Source organism: Leptolyngbya sp. AS-A5 (assembly GCF_039962495.1).
Lineage (GTDB): Bacteria > Cyanobacteriota > Cyanobacteriia > Leptolyngbyales > Leptolyngbyaceae > Leptolyngbya.
The window spans coordinates 465,925-486,239 of record NZ_JAMPLL010000002.1; the positions used below are offsets into that span (position 1 = coordinate 465,925).

At 47.8% G+C, this 20,315-nt stretch carries 20 protein-coding genes and 1 pseudogene; 8 read left to right on the forward strand and 13 right to left on the reverse strand.

Translation table 11 applies throughout. The features are described 5' to 3' along the window. Positions 1-21 precede the first annotated feature (21 nt). Genes lptB through NC980_RS04565 form a run of 3 tightly spaced genes read left to right on the forward strand, consistent with a single transcriptional unit; the run spans position 22 to position 2,945 of the window. Positions 22-750, forward strand: coding sequence for an LPS export ABC transporter ATP-binding protein (gene lptB / locus NC980_RS04555; RefSeq protein WP_190379928.1), 729 nt, complete (start codon positions 22-24; stop codon positions 748-750). Between the two features lie 6 nt (positions 751-756). Then, a complete protein-coding gene (locus NC980_RS04560) occupies positions 757-1,908 on the forward strand; it encodes an LptF/LptG family permease (RefSeq protein WP_190379929.1) in 1,152 nt (383 codons plus the stop codon). A 2-nt stretch (positions 1,909-1,910) separates the two neighbouring features. Beyond that, positions 1,911-2,945, forward strand: coding sequence for an aromatic ring-hydroxylating dioxygenase subunit alpha (locus NC980_RS04565; RefSeq protein ID WP_190379930.1), 1,035 nt, complete (start codon positions 1,911-1,913; stop codon positions 2,943-2,945). A 7-nt stretch (positions 2,946-2,952) separates the two neighbouring features. On the opposite strand, the gene NC980_RS04570 is transcribed toward NC980_RS04565, so the two are convergent. The 6 genes from NC980_RS04570 to NC980_RS04595 all read right to left on the reverse strand — a co-directional run bounded on the left by NC980_RS04570 (position 2,953) and on the right by NC980_RS04595 (position 7,921). Further along, entirely contained in the window at positions 2,953-3,414 is a 462-nt protein-coding gene (locus NC980_RS04570) for a surface-adhesin E family protein (RefSeq protein ID WP_190379931.1), read from the reverse strand. 7 nt (positions 3,415-3,421) lie between these two features. After that, entirely contained in the window at positions 3,422-4,069 is a 648-nt protein-coding gene (locus NC980_RS04575) for a hypothetical protein (protein WP_190379932.1), read from the reverse strand. A 245-nt stretch (positions 4,070-4,314) separates the two neighbouring features. Next, positions 4,315-4,743 (reverse strand): CAAD domain-containing protein, encoded by a 429-nt coding sequence (locus tag NC980_RS04580; RefSeq protein WP_190379933.1) that lies wholly within the window; start codon positions 4,741-4,743, stop codon positions 4,315-4,317. A 278-nt stretch (positions 4,744-5,021) separates the two neighbouring features. Beyond that, on the reverse strand, positions 5,022-5,648 hold the full coding sequence (locus tag NC980_RS04585) for a YqiA/YcfP family alpha/beta fold hydrolase (protein WP_190379934.1): 627 nt from the start codon (positions 5,646-5,648) through the stop codon (positions 5,022-5,024). A 13-nt stretch (positions 5,649-5,661) separates the two neighbouring features. Next, positions 5,662-6,408, reverse strand: a complete 747-nt coding sequence (locus NC980_RS04590; protein ID WP_190379981.1) for an SIMPL domain-containing protein — start codon at positions 6,406-6,408, stop codon at positions 5,662-5,664. Between the two features lie 82 nt (positions 6,409-6,490). After that, positions 6,491-7,921, reverse strand: a complete 1,431-nt coding sequence (locus tag NC980_RS04595) for an MFS transporter (protein WP_190379935.1) — start codon at positions 7,919-7,921, stop codon at positions 6,491-6,493. A 101-nt stretch (positions 7,922-8,022) separates the two neighbouring features. Between NC980_RS04595 and NC980_RS04600 the strand changes: the two genes are divergently transcribed. Next, a complete protein-coding gene (locus NC980_RS04600) occupies positions 8,023-8,544 on the forward strand; it encodes a phosphoribosyltransferase family protein (RefSeq protein ID WP_190379936.1) in 522 nt (173 codons plus the stop codon). A 77-nt stretch (positions 8,545-8,621) separates the two neighbouring features. Continuing rightward, the gene (locus tag NC980_RS04605; RefSeq protein ID WP_190379937.1) at positions 8,622-9,254 is read left to right on the forward strand and encodes a Vat family streptogramin A O-acetyltransferase; all 633 of its coding nucleotides are present in this window, start codon (positions 8,622-8,624) and stop codon (positions 9,252-9,254) included. A 76-nt stretch (positions 9,255-9,330) separates the two neighbouring features. Here the strand turns inward: NC980_RS04605 and NC980_RS04610 are convergent, their stop codons facing one another. The 3 genes from NC980_RS04610 to NC980_RS04620 form a co-directional block, all read right to left on the reverse strand. Next, the gene (locus NC980_RS04610; RefSeq protein WP_059000258.1) at positions 9,331-9,684 is read right to left on the reverse strand and encodes a DUF1257 domain-containing protein; all 354 of its coding nucleotides are present in this window, start codon (positions 9,682-9,684) and stop codon (positions 9,331-9,333) included. A gap of 159 nt (positions 9,685-9,843) precedes the next feature. Continuing rightward, entirely contained in the window at positions 9,844-11,352 is a 1,509-nt protein-coding gene (locus NC980_RS04615) for an AAA family ATPase (RefSeq protein WP_190379938.1), read from the reverse strand. A gap of 71 nt (positions 11,353-11,423) precedes the next feature. After that, positions 11,424-11,756: a hypothetical protein gene (locus NC980_RS04620; protein WP_190379939.1), complete on the reverse strand. Its 333-nt coding sequence runs from the start codon at positions 11,754-11,756 to the stop codon at positions 11,424-11,426. Positions 11,757-11,865: 109 nt separating this feature from the next. Here NC980_RS04620 and NC980_RS04625 point away from each other — a divergent pair, with 109 nt between their 5' ends. Beyond that, positions 11,866-12,342 carry a PsbP-related protein gene (locus NC980_RS04625; RefSeq protein WP_199298790.1) on the forward strand — a complete coding sequence of 159 codons (477 nt, stop codon included), beginning with the start codon at positions 11,866-11,868 and terminating at the stop codon, positions 12,340-12,342. A 1,303-nt stretch (positions 12,343-13,645) separates the two neighbouring features. Here the strand turns inward: NC980_RS04625 and NC980_RS04630 are convergent. After that, on the reverse strand, positions 13,646-15,487 hold the full coding sequence (locus NC980_RS04630) for a diguanylate cyclase (protein WP_199298791.1): 1,842 nt from the start codon (positions 15,485-15,487) through the stop codon (positions 13,646-13,648). A gap of 340 nt (positions 15,488-15,827) precedes the next feature. On the opposite strand from NC980_RS04630, the gene NC980_RS04635 reads away from it, so the two are divergent. Further along, positions 15,828-17,009 (forward strand): DUF4336 domain-containing protein, encoded by a 1,182-nt coding sequence (locus NC980_RS04635; RefSeq protein ID WP_190379983.1) that lies wholly within the window; start codon positions 15,828-15,830, stop codon positions 17,007-17,009. A gap of 73 nt (positions 17,010-17,082) precedes the next feature. Here the strand turns inward: NC980_RS04635 and bchM are convergent, their stop codons facing one another. Together bchM and nagA are read right to left on the reverse strand one after the other, a co-directional pair. Beyond that, entirely contained in the window at positions 17,083-17,763 is a 681-nt protein-coding gene (bchM, locus tag NC980_RS04640; RefSeq protein WP_190379941.1) for a magnesium protoporphyrin IX methyltransferase, read from the reverse strand. 345 nt (positions 17,764-18,108) lie between these two features. Beyond that, positions 18,109-19,227 carry an N-acetylglucosamine-6-phosphate deacetylase gene (gene nagA / locus NC980_RS04645; protein WP_190379942.1) on the reverse strand — a complete coding sequence of 373 codons (1,119 nt, stop codon included), beginning with the start codon at positions 19,225-19,227 and terminating at the stop codon, positions 18,109-18,111. Positions 19,228-19,265: 38 nt separating this feature from the next. On the opposite strand from nagA, the gene purE reads away from it, so the two are divergent. Further along, entirely contained in the window at positions 19,266-19,784 is a 519-nt protein-coding gene (gene purE / locus NC980_RS04650) for a 5-(carboxyamino)imidazole ribonucleotide mutase (RefSeq protein ID WP_190379943.1), read from the forward strand. A gap of 170 nt (positions 19,785-19,954) precedes the next feature. Here purE and NC980_RS04655 read toward each other — a convergent pair. Then, positions 19,955-20,203: pseudogene (locus NC980_RS04655) on the reverse strand (response regulator); the annotation flags it as partial. Positions 20,204-20,315: the final 112 nt, after the last annotated feature.

Consider the following 20,315-nt stretch of genomic DNA (forward strand, 5'->3'; position numbering starts at 1 on the left):
TGATAGTCCCAGGAGCGGGTTTTGAGAATCGTTCTAGAAAACATTCACAAATCGTTTGGCGATCGCTTGATCGTCAATCGGGTTAGTTTGTCAGTCGCTCAAGGCGAAGTGGTTGGACTGTTGGGGCCAAATGGAGCCGGGAAAACGACGACATTCTATATCGCAACTGGGTTAGAGAAGCCTGATAGCGGTAAAGTTTGGCTGAACGATCAAGATGTGACCGATCTACCGATTAACAAACGCGCTCATTTAGGGATTGGCTATCTGGCGCAAGAACCCAGCATCTTTCGGTATTTAACCGTGCGAGACAATATTCTGTTGGTGCTGGAGCAAACCAAAGTTCCGCGCTGGCAATGGCGCGATCGCCTCAACAACCTGCTGAAAGAATTTCGGCTCGAAAAAGTTGCCTCGTCGCTAGGCATTCAGGTTTCTGGAGGAGAACGCCGCCGCACCGAACTGGCAAGAGCGCTGGCAACCGGAGTCGAAGGCCCGAAATTTCTCTTTCTCGATGAACCGTTTGCCGGGGTTGATCCGATCGCCGTTGCCGAAATTCAAGAGATCATTGCTCAACTGCGCGATCGCCAAATGGGTATTCTGATTACCGATCACAATGTTCGCGAAACTCTAGCAATTATCGATCGCGCCTACATTATGCGAGACGGTCAGATTCTCGCCTCTGGCAGCGCTGAGGAACTTTACAACAATCCCTTAGTCCGTCAGTATTACCTTGGAGATAACTTCCAGCGTTAAAGCCTTATGTCTTCCGCTTCCTTCCGACTGCGATCGCCAATTTCTGTGCTCGATCGCTATATTGCTCGTCAATTAGCAAGTCCGTTTATATTTGGCGTAGCTGCGTTTTCGTCGATTTTGGTGTCGGTTGGGGCGATTTTCGATCTCATCCGGCAGATGACCGAACTGGGACTGCCGATCGCGATCGCTGCCCGTGTTCTCCTGTTAAGAACACCAGAATTTATTGCGCTGTCGTTCCCGATGGCAACGCTGCTTTCCGCCTTAATGGTTTATAGCCGTCTGTCTACAGATAGCGAACTGATTGCGCTCCGGAGTGCGGGGATTAGCATTTATCGCTTGATCGTGCCTGTGGTGGTGCTGAGTTTTCTGGTTTCGCTGCTGACCTTTGCATTTAATGAAGCGATCGTTCCCGCCGCAAAATATCAAGCAGGGGTCACCCTAGAGCAAGCCTTAAAGCAAGACAAGCCGAAGTTTGACGAAAAGAATATTGTGTTCCAGCAGTATCGCGAGGTGAAGCAGGATGGAGCGTCGCAGCAGCAGCTTGAGCGAATTTTTTACGCCCAGCGATTCGACGGAGTGCAGATGAAAACCTTAACGGTGCTGGATTTTTCCCAAGAAGGACTCAACCAGATTATCACCGCTAATTCTGCCCAATGGAACTTCGAGCAGCAAACCTGGGACTTCTCCGACGGCACGATTTATCTCGTCGCTCCGAATGGCTCATACCGAAATATTCTCAAATTCGAGCGGCAGCAGATCCAACTTCCCCGCACCCCGCTCGACCTTGCCACTCGTAAAACCGATTCCGCCGAGATGAATATCGCTGAGGTGCAGGACTATATCAAGCTGGTGGAGCAGAGCGGCAACCAAAAGAGCGTCAACCAGCTCACGATGAGAATTCAGCAAAAAATCGCGTTTCCGTTTGTCTGCTTGGTCTTTGGGTTGGCAGGGGCAACGCTGGGAACTCGTCCTCGACGCGGCGGCAAAGGCACCAGCTTTGCGATTAGCATTTTGATTATCTTTACGTATTACTTGCTTTCATTCGTGTGTGATGCGTTCGGGCGATTGGAAATTTTCACCCCAGTTCTGGCGGCTTGGTTACCCACGGTGGTAGGACTGAGCGCGGTGAGTTGGCTATTGGTACGGGCAGCACGATAAGCATGGATAAACCGCTCTTTCTTCGGAATCTCTGGTATTACGCGCTTCCGGGCGGATCGCTGAAACCGGGACAAACGATCGCAAAAACTCTTCTAAACGAACCGATTTTATTCGGACGAACGCGATCGGGTGACATTTTCGCGCTGCGAGATATTTGTCCGCATCGCGCAGTTCCCTTAAGCTGTGGACGATTTGACGGCGCTGAAGTGGAATGTGCCTATCACGGCTGGCGATTTAATCAAACTGGAAAATGTTCAGCAATTCCAGCCTTAACCGAGGATCAAACGCTTGATTTTTCTCGATTTCGGGTGCGATCGTATCCGGTGCGAGAGCTTCAGGGGAATGTCTGGATTTTTATGGGAGCTGAGGATCAGAGCCTTCCCGAAGATGAACCGCCGCAGGTTCCAGGGTTCGACAGTACCTATCAAGCTGTGGTCGTGATGAATTTCCCCGCGTATCTCGATCATGCGGTCGTTGGATTAATGGATCCGGCTCATGTGCCATTTGTCCACCGATCGTGGTGGTGGCGTTCTGATCCGACCTTAGCAGAAGAAGTGAAAACCTTTGATCCATCGCCGTTAGGGTTCACGATGCGGCGGCACAAACTGGAGCGATCGACGCTGCTCTACGATTTAGTTGGTGGTGATCCAGAGGTCGAGATTTCGTTTCAGCTTCCGGGTGTGCGGTTTGAGCAAGTGATTACCAAGCAGCATCGCGTTTGTAATTTAACAACGATGACCCCCTTGAATGACAATGAAACTGAGGTCACAACGCTGTTTTATTCAACCATTCCTTGGTTTAATCTACTCAAGCCGTTTTTGGTTCCAGCGACTCGGACATTTCTGAATCAGGATCGTGAAATGGTGGTGAAACAGCAAATCGGGCTAAAACACAATCCTGGATTAATGCTAATTAAAGACGCAGATACTCAGGCGCGGTGGTATTACCAATTAAAGGCGGAATTTACGCGATCGCAAACTGAGATGCGATCGTTTGTAAATCCCGTAAAAGAACAGGTGCTCCGGTGGCGGTGTTAATCGAATGCTACTTTTTTTCGGGCGATCGGCACACAAATTCCATCACTTTATGCGTACTGCTCCCCGCTTTCGGTTGCAGCAACATTCCCGTATCGCCATAGTCAAATTTTTGAATCAGCTTCCGATTCGTTGTGTAAGCGTTCACTTTCCTAAGACGCTGCGATTGAGCAGCACAATCCGCCGACCAGCGCATGACTGCACCATGTACAGGCTGATCAACCTTCACGTCGAGTAGCGCATTATTCGCGTCTGGAAACTGGCGATATTCCCAGTACCAGACGATCGAGCCATTTCGCTGAATCGAACTGGTATCGACAAAAAACTGATCTTTGACCGAATTTTCCGTGATCTTTGTCCACTGAGCCGTCTGAGCAAGAGTCGATCGCATTGGAAGAATCGTCGCGCCCAACAGTAAAGTAGCGCTACTCAAAAATGCAGCAGAGCGATTTACAAACTTCAAAGCATTCATAACTTTCCTAACGGTTCGTCGGTTTCTCAGTAATCGGAGTGGTGCGGCTAGAGCCGCGATTTGCAGTCCCTAGATTGCGGAGGGCTTGCAGGGCAAATTGATCCTGTGGACGCTCATCGAGTGCCCGTTGGAAGTAGAGCCGAGCCGCTTTCTGATCCTTGCGCTGAGCAGCGGCATAGCCTGCGGTCATGTAGCGATCGTAGAATGTTTCGTTTCGGCTCGGTTTCTCAGGCTTTTCCGCAACGGTGGGCTGGTAGACTCTCAGTGCTTTTTGCACATAAGGCGCGATTTCTCGTGCATTGAACTTATTCGCGTCGCCCGTCATCCACCAAGCTGCGACTCGTTGAACCGCAGCCGTTTCATTATTGCCGATCGCTTTTGCTTCTTCTTTCAGCACGTCGCGCACGATGCAAGTCACAATCGATCGAGCAATGCCTGAATTTGCTTCAAATTCAGATGGAGAGAGCGATCGTCCGGTACAGGCTTTTGACCAGCGTGGGATATTGTCGGGCTTGACTTGCCAATCACTAAATAGTCCAGTGTTGGGCTTTTCGGGTTTTGAGGCTTGGCGTAGGGCTTCAACGATCCGATCGACTTGAGCATTGCTCAACTGCGCCGATGCGGGCAGCGCAATTAAACCGAAAGCGCTGATCACGAGTAATGGTCTGATTAGCTGTTTACAAAAGTGCATAGCCGCTAAAGGTTGCATCAAAAATATGATCGTTATTTTGATCTTAAAGTGCCTGACCCTAACAAATCTTGTTTGGATCGAGCAGTGCTGATATCAAAAAACTATGAAGGAATCAGGCTTCGAGGTCAAGCCATTGTGTGACAGCCAATTCAACAAAAACAGGGGGCTGTAAATCAGCCCCCCGATTTCATGATCGTTGCGACTGCGCTCTATTGCGTCACACGACCAACCACTTGTTCTTTGAGCTTGTTGAACTCCTGCCCTAATTCCTCACGGTTGGAGGCTTTCAGCAAATATCGATACACAAACCAGATGCTGTAGCCCAGTCCAACCAGTTCAAAGGTCGGCTGTAATAGGGGAACGTCGTTGATCGCACCTAAAAGGGCGAGGGTGAGCTTGACCGAAACGATCGAGCCAAAAATCAGTCCGACCGTCACCAAAGGTTTGCGGTACTCTGAGAAAAATCGACCGAGATATTCCGGCAGCGATGCCAAAACCGAATAAGTCTTGTCGGCGATTTCGCGCCACTGTTCGCTGCTTGAATTGCTAGAGACAGGCGCAAGCGTTCCAGCTTCGTCCATTTTGATCGTCGGAGTTTCGACGGTGGAGGCTTCCATTTCTTTCACTTCAGGTTCCATACTAAATACCTTGGAAACAATAACCTAGTTTGTCTCGCTGGAGCAAAATTCCAGCATTCGGACAGTAGCAGAATTCAACTTTAATTTTCGCTATCTCTCAAACATAGCGAAAGTTCAGAGATAAACTTGTCTCTTGCAAGATAGATAATCCTCAAAAATCTGAACTCTGTAAACCCTACTTTCGAGCAGATTTACCCTCCAGTTAGGAGATGTAAAGGTTAATAGTGTATTTGTTCTATAACTTATCATTAGTCAAGCGCGATCGCATCACTAAAATTCTATAAGCTGCAAAATTCCTGAATCGCTTGCCAAATCTGCGCTTCTTGATTCACTAGACTGTGATCGCTGTCCAATTCGATCAAATTTACCCACGATCGATCTTTTACATACAAGCGGCTTTGAGCGATCGGAATCACTTCGTCGTGGACTCCATGTAAGACTAAGGTTGGAATGGGTTTCTTGATCTGGGCTTCGTCGTAGTTTTTGAGGTCTGAAACAATATCGTAATTCAAAGGTAATGATCCACCTATGCCATAGTGATAGATCAAAATTGGCACCCCGGATCGCCATCGCTCTAGGTCAGATGGGTCGAATGCAGGAAGCCAATGATTTAAATAATTAAATGCAGGTGCAAGCAAAACGACGCGATCGATTTGATCACACTGCTCGGCAATCCAAGCGGCAGTTAATCCCCCAAAGCTAGAACCAATTAACGTTACAGGTTCGTCGTGCAACAGGCTTTTAACCTGCTGAATTTGGCGGGTCAGGGTGAGATGTGGAAAATCGTTTTGATTTAGATCAGGAACTTCTAGGGAGAGATGAATCGATTGAAAGCGATCGCAAAGTTGACGAGCTTTGGTCGATCGTGGACTTGAAGCAAATCCATGCAGATAAAAATATTTCATCTCTCCGCAGAAGTTAGTAACTGATTTGTAATGTGACCGATCCTTCGACTCGCTGTTCTCCCCCAACGACCGGACTCGGAGCGGCTTGAACCTTTGCATTTCGTAACTCCATCACCGCAGCATCCCGGAAAATGGGCGGCGGTGCAGAGGCTCCATTCACCTGAACATTCACAATGTCTTTACGGGTTAGATTCAAGGCACTGAATACTGCATCTGCTTGAGCTTGTGCCTCTTGAGTGGCTTTACGGAGCGCTTGTTTTTGGGCGGCGGTGATCGCTTCATCTGACGCGACAAAGCTGACCCCATCGATCCGACTTGCGCCTCTCTTCACCGCTTCATCGATGATCTCGCCTGATCGCTCGGTCGGAACTCGAAACGAAACATTATTCGATCCCGTGTAGCCGACTAGGGTTTGACGGTTGTTGGTGTAATCATATCGAGGACTCAAATTGATTCCCGTGGTTTCGAGCTTATCGACTTGGCGCGATCGCAAGAAGGTGACGACTGCATTCGATTTGCGAGCCACTTCTTGCTGCACTTCATTAGCGGTTTTGCCTTGGACTTCGACCCCCAATCGCACTTGTGCCAGTGTCGTTTGGATATCTTCAAACCCGCGACCTGTGACAGTTAAGGTTCGCACTAATTTCTCCTGAGCCTGAACCGGACTGATCATCGATAAGCTAACAATACCGATTGCCATTGGGATGGCACTCAACCGTTGCCAAGGTAACTTCTGAATGGATTTCTGAACTGGACTCATCATCACAATTGCCGTACTTAAGAATGTACCTACTTTGCCATCGCATTGGATGAATCGTGCGATCGGTTACACTTTTCGCAACTTAAGACGGGTTGTGCTTGCGCTCATGAAGTTTCAGACGAATCTCTGCGTGAACTTCTCGCGTGATCGGATAGAAATACACCAACACCATGCCAATGAGCAGCGCGATCGTGGGAACAGGGCCGATCGACAGTCGAATCGCTAACAACACCTCATCTGGCTGAACAGGCAGTTGAACTGCTTCAGTTGGCTTGACATATCCTGCCCACCCTAAACTTTGCAGCACGATCGCCACCGCAATCCCCAAAGAAACCTTTTGCAGAAATGTCACAAAGCTATAGAAAATTCCTTCGCGGCGCTGTCCAGTTTGCAGTTCATCGAGTTCGATCACATCCGGCAACATTGACCAGGGAATCAAATACGCGACCGATACCCCAAATCCTGACATCACTGCCAACACATACATCAAGGTCAACTGTCCCGGCTGCAAAAAGAACAACCCGCCTTGTGCAATAATCCACAGCACCATGCCCGCAGCATAAACGCCCCGTTTGCCAATTCGCTGACTCGCCGCATTCCACAGCGGAAGGACGAGCATTGCAGTCAGTTGCACGGCTAACACCACGCTTGGAACTGCCCACGGGCTATTTAGTCTCATCCAGCTTCCGACAAAGTAAGGAATAATCGCTGCTGTAAGCTGAAAACTCAGCCAAGAACACAGATAAATCCCAACGACAAATAGAAATGGACGGTTGCTGAAGGCAATTTTGATTTGTTGCGCGATCGGTATCGAGACAGGTTGCTCTGATTCAGGGCGCTGTAGCCCGATCGCTTTCATCCGATCGAACGTCCCCCAAACACACCAAAACAACGGCAACGATCCCAAAACGGCACAGACGGCACCAATCACCAGATAGCGCTGCCGCACTTCGGGAAACATCGAGCCAATGATGCCGACCAGCACGACCGAGAGAATACTGCCGCCGATCGAGAACGCAAATCGGTAACTGTTTAAACTGGTGCGCTCATCGTAATCCTGCGTCATCTCCGGCGTGAGGGCTGTGTAAGGCAAATTCACCACCGTATAGAGCCACCCAAACGCGATCGAAATAAAAGTGTAATACCAAAACAACCCCCACTGCTGCCCGTCTGGATTGTCGCTAAACTTGGGCACAATCCATTGCAGGAAAAAGAAAAAACCGAACGGAATTGCACCCGCCAAAATCCAGGGGTAGCGGCGACCAAGGCGCGATCGAGTCTTATCGCTCATCACCCCAACCATCGGGTCGTTGACTGCATCCCAGACCTTCCCGACCAATTGTGTTTGTCCAGCCAGTCCAGGATTTAACCCCGCCACATCCGTCAGAAACGGCGAGAGATAGAAGATCAAAATATTTGCCGTGATTGCAGGGCCTAAATCTCCGGCTCCATAAGCAATTTTTGTTTTGAGGTCGAGTTTTTCAGAAATCGGCTGGTTAGCAGAATTATTCATAACAAAGTCGCAGAATCCGGGGTAACAGTTGTATTATTTTCATCGTCTTCACCTGTGTAATCCGCAGGTTGCAGAAAAACTTATCTATTTTTGACTTCACTATGCCCGATTCCACTCAGTCCGATCTTCATGTCAGTTGGTCAGATTATCATCTGTTAATCGAAAAGCTTGCAGCTCAAATCTACCGATCGGACTGGCAGTTTAATCAAATCGTCTGCTTGGCAAAGGGGGGATTGCGCGTCGGCGATGTGCTTGCCCGCATCTTCGATATGCCTCTGGCGATTTTATCGACTTCCTCATATCGCAGCGGCAGTCAGTCGAGGAGTACGCTCGTCTTCTCAAAAGATCTGACGATGACGACGCTGAATTTGGGCAGTCAGGTTTTGTTGGTCGATGATCTAGTGGATTCGGGCGTGACGTTGCAAAAGGCGATTCCTTGGCTCGATCGGCACTACGGCTTCTATATCGAGGAAGTTCGTACTGCTGTTCTCTGGTACAAAGCCTGCTCTGTGATCAAGCCCGATTATTATGTGGATTATTTGGAGCATAATCCCTGGATTCATCAACCGTTTGAGAAATATGAAAAAATGGAACCGTCGGAACTCTTGGAGCTTCCTGAGTAAAACCTGTGCCCTAGTAAATAGAGCTGAGTTTCTGCTGTCCAGAGTCATCTGCAATATAAGGCTAGGAGCGGCTAATCATGTATGGAGCAGACCCAAAAGATAAGCATCCAATGAAGGGATTTCCGCAAATCTGCTTCATTCAAAATACGGTGTCAAATCCCAATATTATTATTGGTGATTATACTTACTACGATGATCCAGAGGATTCAGAAAATTTTGAGCGCAACGTTCTATATCATTTCCCATTCATTGGCGATCGCTTAATCATTGGAAAATTCTGTGCTTTGGCAACAGGAATTAAGTTCATCATGAATGGTGCAAATCACAAATTAAGTGGGTTCTCGACTTATCCGTTTGACATCTTTAACAACGGTTGGGAAAAAGTAACTCCTCAACCTGAAGAACTCCCCTACAAAGGCGATACCGTCATCAGTAATGATGTGTGGATTGGTTATGAAGCGGTGATTATGCCAGGAGTGAAGGTGGGAGATGGAGCCATCATTGCCGCAAAATCTGTTGTGGTCGGTAATGTGCCACCCTACACGATCGTTGGGGGCAATCCAGCCAAGCCTATTCGTCAGCGCTTTGACGATGACGTAATCCAATCGTTGCTTGAAGTTGCTTGGTGGAATTGGGACATTGAGAAAATTACGCGCAACCTGGAAACGATCGTAGCAGCAGATATTGAAGCTCTAATCAATTGCAAGTAAGTAGCCTAATCGCTCAAACAAAAAAACGGGTTAACTGTAAGAAGTTAACCCGCCAGCTTGGGAACGCGCAGAGAAACTATTTTTGAACAACCAATTTCACGTTTGCATTGTTCAAGCCAGGGCGCTTGACTTCAGCCAAGGTCTTGTTCACAGCGTACTTCTGGTTGATCGAGTTGATCAGCTCAGTTTGGTTGTGCTTCTTCGCAACACCCCAGAGGTCAGCGATCAGGTCAAACGAACCATCAGCGTTACGCGACCAGCCCAAATCATATTCGCCGTCGAGAACTGCAACAATGTCAGAACGAACGCGCTGACCGTTGTAGCCACGAACATCAGCTTCGGTCTTAACCGAGATGCCCAGATCGCGAAGCGAGGACTTGAGGATTTCAGCGTCGGTGATTTTGGTGCGAAGAGTGCTAAAGTGAGACATTTTAGGTTTCCTCCGTGGAAAGTTGATAACAACGACAACGTTTAGGTTTTAGATGTTTTGTAACTCCAAGTACTTGCGTACTCAAGTTGCAAAACAGGTGTTCATACTGCTGGACAGTTGCCCAGCCCTTTGTCCTGTGGGAAGCAGGACAAAAGCCTTTTAGAACTCAAGTCGCTGATATTCAGCAACTGAGGCTGCCGCAGGTCGCGCACGCTGCCTAGCCCAATCCCGAAGGGCTGTAACCTGCTCAGTCATTGTCTTGGACAGCGGCAGAGTCGCTCTCGATGCCGCAATGATGTCCAACTGGGTAAACTCTCGATCTTGAGCAAATGCCTCATACATGGCTGCCACTAAGGCTTGCTCAATCTCCGCTCCCGAAAAGCCGTCGCAGACGTTTGCGAGTTGGTCGAGATCGAAACGTTCGATCTCTCGGCGGCGTTTCGCGAGGTGAATTCGGAAAATTTCTTTACGCTCTTCAGTGGTCGGGAGGTCAACGAAGAAGATTTCGTCAAATCGACCTTTTCTAAGGAATTCTCCCGGAAGGCGCTCGACTCGGTTCGCAGTTGCCATCACAAACACTGGAGAGGTTTTCTCTTGCATCCAGGTGAGGAAGGAACCAAAGATCCGACTGGAAGTCCCGCCATCAGAATCGGCTGAGCCAGTGGTGCCAGCGAACGCTTTATCCATTTCATCGATGAATAGGATCGCGGGGGAAATCGATTCCGCAGTTTTGAGCGCGTTGCGGAGGTTCGCCTCTGATCGACCCACCATTGAGCCGTCGTAAACTCGACCCATATCTAGTCGCAGGAGAGGCAGGCCCCACAGCCGTGAAGTCGTCTTGGCAATCAGTGACTTTCCGCAACCGGGAACACCCAGAATCAGCATTCCTTTAGGTTGGGGCAGTCCATACTCTCTCGCTCTTTCGGTAAAGGCATCGGATCGCTGTCTTAACCAGTGCTTCAGCTCATCGAGGCCACCCACCGAATCGATCGTTTCATCTTCTTCGATGTACTCTAGAATGCCGTTGCGTCGAATCAGTTGCTTTTTCTCAGAAAGAACAATGTCAACTTCTTCTTCCGTTAAGCGTCCAGCAGTTACCTGAGCTTTACGATAAACTTTTTCTGCCTCGTCGCGGGTCAGACCTAACGCCGCTTTTAGAAGCTTTTCGCGGGTCTCGGTCGTAATCCGGCGAGTCCGAACTTGATCAAGCTGAGCGGTGAGAACTTGATTCAACTCAGCCATGTTGGGAAGTGGGAAGTCCATCACAACGACTTCTTTCTCCAGCTCGATCGGGATGTTTTGCATCGGAGACATCAGCACGATCGCTTTTTGCGTTCCTTTGAAGCTGGCGATCGCATCACGCAACCACCGAGTCACCGCAGGGGAATCAATAAACGGGTGCAAATCCTTGAAAACAAAGATGCCGGGTTCGCGCTGTCGCATCACCCACTCGATCGCAGCTTCTGGAGAAACTGTGTTGTGCTGGGTCACGCTGCGAGGCTGACCATACTCCACAATTCCGTGAGTCACTGTCCACAAATACAACCGCTTGGAAGGTTTCGTCTGAGCAAGAATCGAGATCGCTTGCTCTGCCCGCTCTTCTTCCGAAGTTACAAGATAAATTAAAGGATATTGAGCCTGTAACAGGATATTTAGCTCTTCTTGCATAACCGCGACCCACTAACAACGGTGCAGATGTGTGAAGCGAACCGATCAGACTGCGAACTCTGCAATGGAAACTAGCAGGGAACGACAACCTTCTCTTCGCTGGAAGACCCGATCGAAACGGTCGATAGCTCATCCTGAGTAACAGCGTTTGAGGAGTGCCCTAAAGCATTCAACTCGCCGTTTCGCAGGACTACCGGAGTGGTACAACTGGGACAGTCGTAAATCCGATGGGTTTGACCATGAGCTTCTTCTTGCTGCTCAACAACCTCCGGGTATGTGAGGTAAAAGTCGAGCGCCCTCTCTGCGAGGACTGACATCGCCTCAGAACTCATCGCCGCTTGGATTTTTAGCTTGCGGTGCAATTCGGGCGGGAGATACAACGTAACTTTCTGCTTGTCTTGCATAGAACTTTCAGTCGTTTTACCCGGGTATGCAATTACGATATCTGGCATCTCTGAGGCTGTCAAGACGGTATGCCAGCATGACGGCAATATTGTTACATTCATTTACATTATGAAGCAGGGTTTGAGTTGGATTTTGGTGGGAGTGATTGGACTGACAAGCTGCAATGGCTTGCCGTGGGAGCGATCGAGTTCTCAGCAGGACAGTCTTCCTGACCGCTGGCAGACCTACCGGAATCCTCGATTTGGCTTTGAGTTTTTGTATCCGGAGGGCTGGATTGATTCGATTCCGCCGGAAAATCAAGATGGCATTGCCTTCAATGATCCGAAAAATGCGGGGTTTGAGATTCGTAGTTGGGCGAAGTTAAAGCGATCGACTCAAAAATCGCAGCTGACGAACTTTACAACGGCGCAGGGGATACCCGGACGATTAGAGGTGAAGGTCGAGGCGCAGACTAGCACGATGATGTTAACGATCGACCATAAAGACGTGAGATATCACTGGCGCGGCATTGCTCCGAGTGGGCAGTTTAGCAACTACTACCGATTTTTCTCGTTTATTGCTACTCGGTATCGAGTTCCGAATTAGAGGGATTGTTGAGAGCGATGGAGTTAAATCAGCTTATTTTGCATATGAAAATATATGGAAGACGACTGCATATGCAGTCGTAGGAGTGTACTATGCGGAAAGATTTCCGTATAGCATTCCAAAACGGTGTAATATGCCGGAAATATTCCGCATAGTACGCTGATTCAGGATGATGTGTAGAAAACTTCAGTGTAATAAGAGTCAGTTTGCTTCATGTACCTGTTGGGGCATACCGAAAGATTGTCTTTAAGTAGCCAGAAGTAATTGATGATTATAGTTATCATGGAAGAATAAAGTATTAGATTTTGTTACTTTATGTCTGACAAGCGCTCCCAAGCTCTTATTCTTGCTGCTTCTGTTTTTTCAACAACAACTACTTTAGGTCAAGTAATCACTATAGAATCTTTGTCAGTGAAGTTACTTGTTGGTATACCAAATCTTTTGGTATGGCTCTATGTTTTATACTGCTACATTACATTTAAGCCGCCAAAACCAACACGACAACAAGTAAATAAAGATTGAATCAAAGATAAGAAAAGATACAAAGCTGAAATTTACGACTGTTAAAGACAAGGAAACATTAAAGCAGCTACGGAAGATCGATCCACAGGCTTACGGTGATTACAATATTGATTTTGAAATTTTTTTGGAGTGGTGGACACAATACCCGTCAGGCATTCTGATCATGATACGTGGTTTAGAGATCTTGGGTTCTGTAGGGATATTTCCGCTTACAGAGGAGTGCTTTGAAGATCTAAAAGAACTACGAAAAAGAGAGCAAAGTATTCGTTGCCATGACATCGTTTCAACAAATCAAGTTTTAAGCTGTAAGACATGGTACGTGTCTGGAGTAGTGCTTATTCACACGTCGGAAGAAATCTTTCATTTGCTACTCTCCTAGGCTATAAAACACTGGCTTAACACAGTTTCAGACGATGGAAGAACGTTTAAATTTCTTGCTTTTGCTTATACTAAAGCCGATCAAGACTTATTATTACTGCTTGGGTTTAAAGAATATAATTCTAATCCACCTAAAGGGTTTTTGCCAGTTTATTACCGTGGTTTTGAGAGCAAGTCAGAAATTGCTGATTTGGCAAATAACCTAAATGCTGTGGGATAAGTAGCTACCAGCAAACTAACAATTGCGCTGTGCTGGAATGTATCAGAATGGTTGGTTGAGTAATAAAGGCTATCTATATCCGGTGAGCGCGAACGTTAGTTCAGTTGACGATCGCTCCTAATATTCCTTCCCAAAGCGCGATCGCACTACTTTCAGGCTGATACCCAAGACGAGCGATCGTAACTATATGCCAATGACTTTGAGCGTAATGCGATCGCGCCCCTGTCGCTTTGACTCGTACAAACCTTCATCAGCGGCTTGAATTAAATCGTTTACCTGCAAACTAGGATTGGGAAGACAGATCGCAACGCCCAAGCTAGCAGTTACATAAGCCGCAACGGAAGAACCGGGATGGGGAATTCGCTTTTGATGAAGTCGCTGACGAATCAGTTGGGCAATACGAACCGCTCCTTCCGCATCTGTATCCGGTAAGATGACAACAAATTCTTCACCGCCATAGCGTGCAACCACATCCCCAGCGCGATTCACGACCGTCAGGAGTAGGTTGGCAAATTGAATCAGGCAGGCATCCCCAGCTAAGTGCCCGTAAGCATCGTTGTAGCGCTTGAATTCATCGATATCCAGCAAAATTAGGGAAAGGGGTTTCTGGATACGGCTACAGCGTCGCCATTCTGCTTCAGCCGATTCCTGAAAATGAAGTCGATTCGGAATCGCAGTAAGACTATCTCTGCGAGCTTGCAGTTGGAGTTGTAATTCCATTTTTTTGCGATCGCTAATATCCATCACAATGACCCCCACCTTGGAAGGTGCATGATGAGTCGATGTAATGGGGAAATAGGAGGTTAACCAGGTACGCTTCACTTCTGGCTGTACAGGACTTTTACCACTTTCCTCCTGATTTAAAACGGGTTGCCCAGTCATGAGCACCTTTTGATAAACGGGTTCCAGGTTGGAAGCCAAATTCGGAAGCACCTGCCAGATGGTTTGACCTAGATGTCGCTCGATCGACAAACCATTCATCTTTGAGAGGAGTTGGTTAATCCGCACGTATCGCAACTGGTGATCCACAATCCCTAAACCGACTGGAGCTGCTGCAAAAAAACCATCGAGAGTTGCCTTGCTCTCCTGCAACTCAGCCGTCCGCTCTTCGATTTGCTGTTCTAAAGAGTCCAGCGTTCGTTCTAGAGCCAGCTCCGCTGCTCTACGCTCCTGGATTACCGCCCCCAATACTAATGTCGTAATAGAACACACGGCAATAAACGACTGCAACAACAACAGGGAACCTGTTGTAGAGTTGGTTATGAATGATCCCAATCCCTGAGAGGTCATCATGATCGCGATCACCGAGATGATGCAAACCAGTACACTGGTGAAAAATCCACCGCACCGAAAAACTGACCAAATTAAGATAGGCAAGAACGTATATTCAATGGGATAGTTCTGAATAAACACGACCCAACCGATCACCAGGCTCAGTCCTAAAGCGAGAACCATCCCGCAGAACTGAGCGCGTGAACAAAATCTCCCGTTTGATCGCCACAGGAGTAAAGGAGGGGTGAACAGCAGATGAGCCAGCATACTCGCCAGCCACCAGGTCAACCAAGCGACACCATAGTCTGTCCACGGTGTAAGCTGTACTAAGCACGTAGAAGTAATCCCGATCGTGGCGGATAACATCGGCGAAACTACTGCTGCTACGATAAAACCGTTCACAGACTGGACTTGATTAAATGCAGGCGACGTACCGGTTAACCGTTTAATGAGGGCAACGCCAGCGGCTGGCTGAAGGCAATTAGCAACAACGCATACAAGATTTAGGAAAACGAAAACAGGAATTGAAAGGGGCGGCTCTACTTTGAGAAAATCCGGTACTACCCCAATCAGTGACCCTAGAGCAATCCCTGGAAATGCCAACCATCCACACCAGGTAAAAAATGCCAGAGTTAAGCCGGAGGGCAACCAGATAGCGGTCACTTTACCCGGTAAGGGGGCAAAAACTAGACAAAGGGTAGCGGAAACGCTGTAAGCGATCGCAATGCTCAAAGTAACAATGACCCATTTCACTATCTGGTTCAACCTAGTAGATGACATAGCTGACAATCAATTCCCAAGTAGAATGAATCACTCGCACAACTTATCACACGTTCAAATGCCAAAATTTGGGTGATAATTCGGGATGAGCAGAGGAGGGCGATCGACCCACACCGTATCTTCCACTCTATGCGGAATGAGGAGACACCGATAGAGACCTCGAAGTGCTTCAGATTTTTGGAACAGAAGGAGAAGCTTTTAGACGCTTACTCTGTGGTTCGGTATTGGTAGCTTGACCGCGTTTATTTCTGAATGCGCTATCGTTTCAGGATGCGTGAGAGACTAAATCAAGTGAACAAGAGTCTAGGCAATGATGCGATCGGTGCAAAACAGTCAAATCAGTCCGCGTGAACGATCGTGGTTTTATTGGTTTACAGTGCCAATTTATCCCTATAGCCAGCGTCGGACGATCAGGCGCGAAGTCGTCGAAAATGCTGTTTGGATATTTGAACAGCTTCAGGGAATTTTCTACGTTGTTACACCGATTCGGATGACGGTTGTAAAGCTTGATGCAGGTGGGCTTTTAGTATATGCGCCTGTTGCCCCAACCGTTGAATGCTTGCGATTGCTGGATGATGTTGTTTCCGTTCACGGCGACGTTAAATATATTATTCTTCCAACTGCTTCGGGTTTAGAGCATAAAGTATTTATTCCGCCATTCGCTCGGAAGTTTCCTAATGCTCAAATTTATGTTGCACCCGACCAATGGAGCTATCCAGTTAATCTACCGTTGTCTTGGTTGGGATTTCCTCGCGATCGGACGCATTTACTCGATGGTCGATCGGTTCCCTTTGGCGATCAGTTTGAGTATACGAAATTAGGCCCAATTCGATTGGGATTAGGCCCGTTTGAAGAGATTGCCTTGTTCGATCGACGCTCTAAAACACTGATGGTGACGGATTCTGTTGTATCAGTTCCAGAAGCTGCGCCAGAAATCCTGCAAATTGATCCTTACCCGTTGTTGTTTCATTCGCGTGAGACGGGAGCGGAGGGCATTGAAGATACCGAAGCCAATCGCCGCAAAGGTTGGCAGCGTGTTGCATTATTTACGTTTTACTTTCAACCCAGTGGTTTAGAGGTTGCCGATTTAGTTCCGTCGGTACGTGAAGTCGCCAAAGCGCCCGATCGCTCGAAAAAAGCCTTCTTCGGTTGGTATCCGTTCCACTGGAAAGCAGGGTGGCAGCGATCGTTTGAAGCGTTACGAAAACATCGATTGATCGTTGCGCCAATTTTGCAGAGATTGATCCTGAATCGGGAACCGCAGATCGTGATTGATTGGGCGGAAAAGGTTGCCAGTTGGGACTTTGAGCGCGTGATTCCCTGTCATTTAGAGGCACCGATCGCAGCCGATGCAAAAGAGTTTCGGGCGGCGTTTAACTTTCTAGAGAAGAGCGGCGATCGAACTTTACCTGATCAAGATTTTGAACTGTTGAAACAACTTGAACAGGGCTTGATTAAAACGAAAGTGACACCCCCACCAAAAGACAAGATCTAGAGAAACAGGATAAGGAATTTTCCCTATCCTGTAGACGCTAAACGATACAGAGCTGGATCTAACTTACGTATATTTAACGCACTGCTTCTAACATTCGCGAAAAATAGAATTTCGTGCTAGTCATTGCTGTGCGCTTAACTTTAAAGCCACAGCTTTCCAGCACTTTCACAATATCGGCTTCACGATGCTGATAAGCGCGAGTGGTTTTACTGGGGCCCGGAAAAAACTCCCCGATCCGCTTCAGAATCGTTAGCAAAAAGGTTTTCGGTGCAAAACTCAAAACCAAACGATCGTCCGCCAAACTTGCCAAATGCTTGATCATATCTGTCGCTTGTTCCGTCGGATAGTGAATCAACACATCCAAACAAACAACTGTGTGATACTTGCCGCTCAGGGTTTCTAAGTCTTGTACAGCGAAAGCCGGATTGTCTTGAAGCCCAAGTTCGCTCGCTCGCTCCTTTGCTTCACCCACCATCTTTTCGGAAATGTCGCTAGAAAACAGCTTCGCGCCTTCTTGCGCTAGCGGAATGCTCAAACTTCCGACCCCGCATCCCGCATCACAAATGGTTAAACCTGCTAAATTTCCATCACTTCTGAGCCAACCAAGCAGCGTATCAACCGTCTGTTGATGTCCAGTGCGGATATCAAGCTGGACTTTATTTACCTCACCATCGCCATAAATTCTGCGCCAGCGATCGAAGCCCGTTGCGTTGAAATACTCACGCACTTCGGTTTTATCATCGACTCCGTTCATAAATCTGTGTTTCTTTTTGTTGATTCCCTTTTACCTATCGTATTACTCGATCGTCCCCGACCTACGAAAAAGTTAAACGAGCCAGTCCGCAGCAATTTTTCTCAATTAGCAATCAAGAGAATTTTTGAATTGCTAATAATTTCTGTAGAAACATGAGGTTCTGATGAAATTTTGATGTAGCGGCACCTATGACACAAATCACTCAGGTATTCTACGGAGAGGCAAAACCCCAAATACCTCAACAGTTGCTCGTGATTCTACGGGTTTGTTCGAGGCTGTGAGGGAACTTTTGCTTTGACAAGTCAATCTGAGTATCTTGGGGGCACCTGAACCGTGCCCCGTTTTTTATGCAAACTTTTTATCAAACGTGAGTCGCTGCGGTGCGATCGTTCCATTTTTTCGCCATCTCAAAAAATTAACAGGTTGCTTCAGGAAAGAATGAGGTAGATTGATCGCAGCGCGTGGAGCGGTTGTTGCAAGCGCGATCGCGGTTCCAAGATCACAGATATTCCAGTTCACTAAATTTTGCACCCCAGACAAGAGTGATCGCGTCGTTCCCGCAAGTGTGCCATCAAGTAATCTTGCTGTTCCGTGAATCACCTCAATCTCACGCGAATCCCAAGGGTAGCGCCCATCGGGTAATCCAAGCGGCGAAAGCGCATCGCTGACCAAAAAAATTCCACGATCGTACTGACTAGAGCGCAGCAAAATCTCGATCATGCTCGGTGAAACATGCTGTCCATCTGCAATCAAACCGCAGTACACACTCGGATTAATGATCGCGGCTCCGAGCAGTCCGGGTTCCCGGTGGTGCAAACTCGGCATCGCGTTAAAAGCATGTGTCACCATCGAAGCGCCTTGATCAAAGGCTTGCTGCGCCTGCTCCGCAGTGGCTTGCGAATGTCCCAAGCTCACCGTAATTCCCAAAGATTTGAGATACGCGATCGCTTCACCTGTTGGATCAAGTTCGGGAGCCAGGGTGATCACTTTGACGATCTCCGCATAATCACCTAACACCCGCTTTACAGTTTCCACATCAAGCGGCAGAAGAAATTCTTCGGGATGTGCGCCGCGCTTTTGTCGATTGAGAAAAGGCCCTTCGAGGTGGACGCCCAGGATTTGAGGTAGGTTAGAGTCGGCAAGAACCGAGAGCGATCGTTGGATATTGTCGATTGAAGTCGTAACGATCGTCGGCAAAAATCCATCCACACCTTGATTCCAGAGAAACTGACAAATTTTCTCTAACTGGTCGCAGTTTTCCGAATTGAGATCTGGAAATGCTAGTCCCAATGCACCATTAATCTGTAAATCAATACCGCCCAGAGAAATCCAATCCCCGGCAACATCAACGATCGGAGCCGTTATTTCAATCCGAGGCGCAATCTCTAAAACCACCTCATCGATCAAAATTTGCTGCAATCCTTGGAAACCGGGTACTTGAGCATTGATAATCAAAAAGCGCATTTGTCACACTTGATTGCATTCGTTTTGGATCTTCGCATATGACTCAGCCGTTGATTGGAATTATTATGGGCAGCGACTCGGATCTGCCGACGATGCAAGCTGCGATCTCGGTTTGCGAAGAATTCGGTGTCCCTTGCGAGGTCGAAATTGTCTCAGCCCATCGCACCCCAGAACGGATGATGGAGTACGCAAAACAGGCACACACAAAAGGTTTGAAAGTTATTATTGCCGGGGCAGGAGGCGCAGCGCATTTGCCAGGAATGGTGGCATCGATGACAGCTTTACCTGTGATCGGCGTTCCGGTACAAACAAAAACGCTGCAAGGTGTGGATTCGCTGTACTCGATCGTGCAGATGCCTGCTGGAATTCCGGTGGCGACGGTTGCGATCGGCAATGCCAAAAATGCAGGACTCCTCGCGGTGCAAATTCTCGCAAGCCACGATGCCGAGTTATTTGCCAAAGTGCAAGGGTACCGTCAAAGCCTTGCAGAAATGGTACGCGGAAAACAAGCGAAACTTGATGAATTGGGCTACAAACAATATCTAACAGAATCTTAAACGACCCACACACTCAACCTTCAATCTCATCCCAAACGAACAAGTACAGCTTGATCTCGCTTATCAGATCCGGCGCTTTCTCAAGGGCTACAACCTAGCCCCTGAATCACTCGACCGGGGCAAAATCGCGCTAGAATAGTACCAATGTATCGATGCGAAACGTCATGCCGTTACGATTTCGGCAGCAACGCCATGATCTGATCCACAAAGGCTTGATGATCAACGACAGGCTTCGAGATATATCCATCTGCACCGCTTTGCTTCAGAAAGTTCTCTCGATCGCCCTCCATCGCGTGTGCTGTCACCAAAATAATCGGCAAGGTTACAGTTTTGGCATCGGCTTTCAGCAGTTGAGTCAACTGAATTCCATTCATCGCCTTACCTTGGTACATACTGCGAGAGAGAGACACATCCATCAAGTTAACAACAGTTCTTTTCTTTAATTATTTATAGTAAACAACAACAAATATTAGGACAAACATCCTATTTTGTGGAATAATAACTGAAAGCTGTTATTTAGCGTCTTCAGTG

What these genes read in the sequence shown, in the direction of transcription:
- NC980_RS04560 (WP_190379929.1), top strand. Translation starts at nt 757, where the DNA reads ATGTCTTCCGCTTCCTTCCGACTGCGATCGCCAATTTCTGTGCTCGAT.
- NC980_RS04565 (WP_190379930.1), top strand. Translation starts at nt 1,911, where the DNA reads ATGGATAAACCGCTCTTTCTTCGGAATCTCTGGTATTACGCGCTTCCG.
- NC980_RS04570 (WP_190379931.1), bottom strand. Translation starts at nt 3,414, where the DNA reads ATGAATGCTTTGAAGTTTGTAAATCGCTCTGCTGCATTTTTGAGTAGC.
- NC980_RS04580 (WP_190379933.1), bottom strand. Translation starts at nt 4,743, where the DNA reads ATGGAACCTGAAGTGAAAGAAATGGAAGCCTCCACCGTCGAAACTCCG.
- NC980_RS04585 (WP_190379934.1), bottom strand. Translation starts at nt 5,648, where the DNA reads ATGAAATATTTTTATCTGCATGGATTTGCTTCAAGTCCACGATCGACC.
- NC980_RS04590 (WP_190379981.1), bottom strand. Translation starts at nt 6,408, where the DNA reads ATGAGTCCAGTTCAGAAATCCATTCAGAAGTTACCTTGGCAACGGTTG.
- NC980_RS04595 (WP_190379935.1), bottom strand. Translation starts at nt 7,921, where the DNA reads ATGAATAATTCTGCTAACCAGCCGATTTCTGAAAAACTCGACCTCAAA.
- NC980_RS04600 (WP_190379936.1), top strand. Translation starts at nt 8,023, where the DNA reads ATGCCCGATTCCACTCAGTCCGATCTTCATGTCAGTTGGTCAGATTAT.
- NC980_RS04605 (WP_190379937.1), top strand. Translation starts at nt 8,622, where the DNA reads ATGTATGGAGCAGACCCAAAAGATAAGCATCCAATGAAGGGATTTCCG.
- NC980_RS04610 (WP_059000258.1), bottom strand. Translation starts at nt 9,684, where the DNA reads ATGTCTCACTTTAGCACTCTTCGCACCAAAATCACCGACGCTGAAATC.
- NC980_RS04615 (WP_190379938.1), bottom strand. Translation starts at nt 11,352, where the DNA reads ATGCAAGAAGAGCTAAATATCCTGTTACAGGCTCAATATCCTTTAATT.
- NC980_RS04620 (WP_190379939.1), bottom strand. Translation starts at nt 11,756, where the DNA reads ATGCAAGACAAGCAGAAAGTTACGTTGTATCTCCCGCCCGAATTGCAC.
- NC980_RS04625 (WP_199298790.1), top strand. Translation starts at nt 11,866, where the DNA reads ATGAAGCAGGGTTTGAGTTGGATTTTGGTGGGAGTGATTGGACTGACA.
- NC980_RS04635 (WP_190379983.1), top strand. Translation starts at nt 15,828, where the DNA reads ATGCGATCGGTGCAAAACAGTCAAATCAGTCCGCGTGAACGATCGTGG.
- bchM (WP_190379941.1), bottom strand. Translation starts at nt 17,763, where the DNA reads ATGAACGGAGTCGATGATAAAACCGAAGTGCGTGAGTATTTCAACGCA.
- nagA (WP_190379942.1), bottom strand. Translation starts at nt 19,227, where the DNA reads ATGCGCTTTTTGATTATCAATGCTCAAGTACCCGGTTTCCAAGGATTG.
- purE (WP_190379943.1), top strand. Translation starts at nt 19,266, where the DNA reads ATGACTCAGCCGTTGATTGGAATTATTATGGGCAGCGACTCGGATCTG.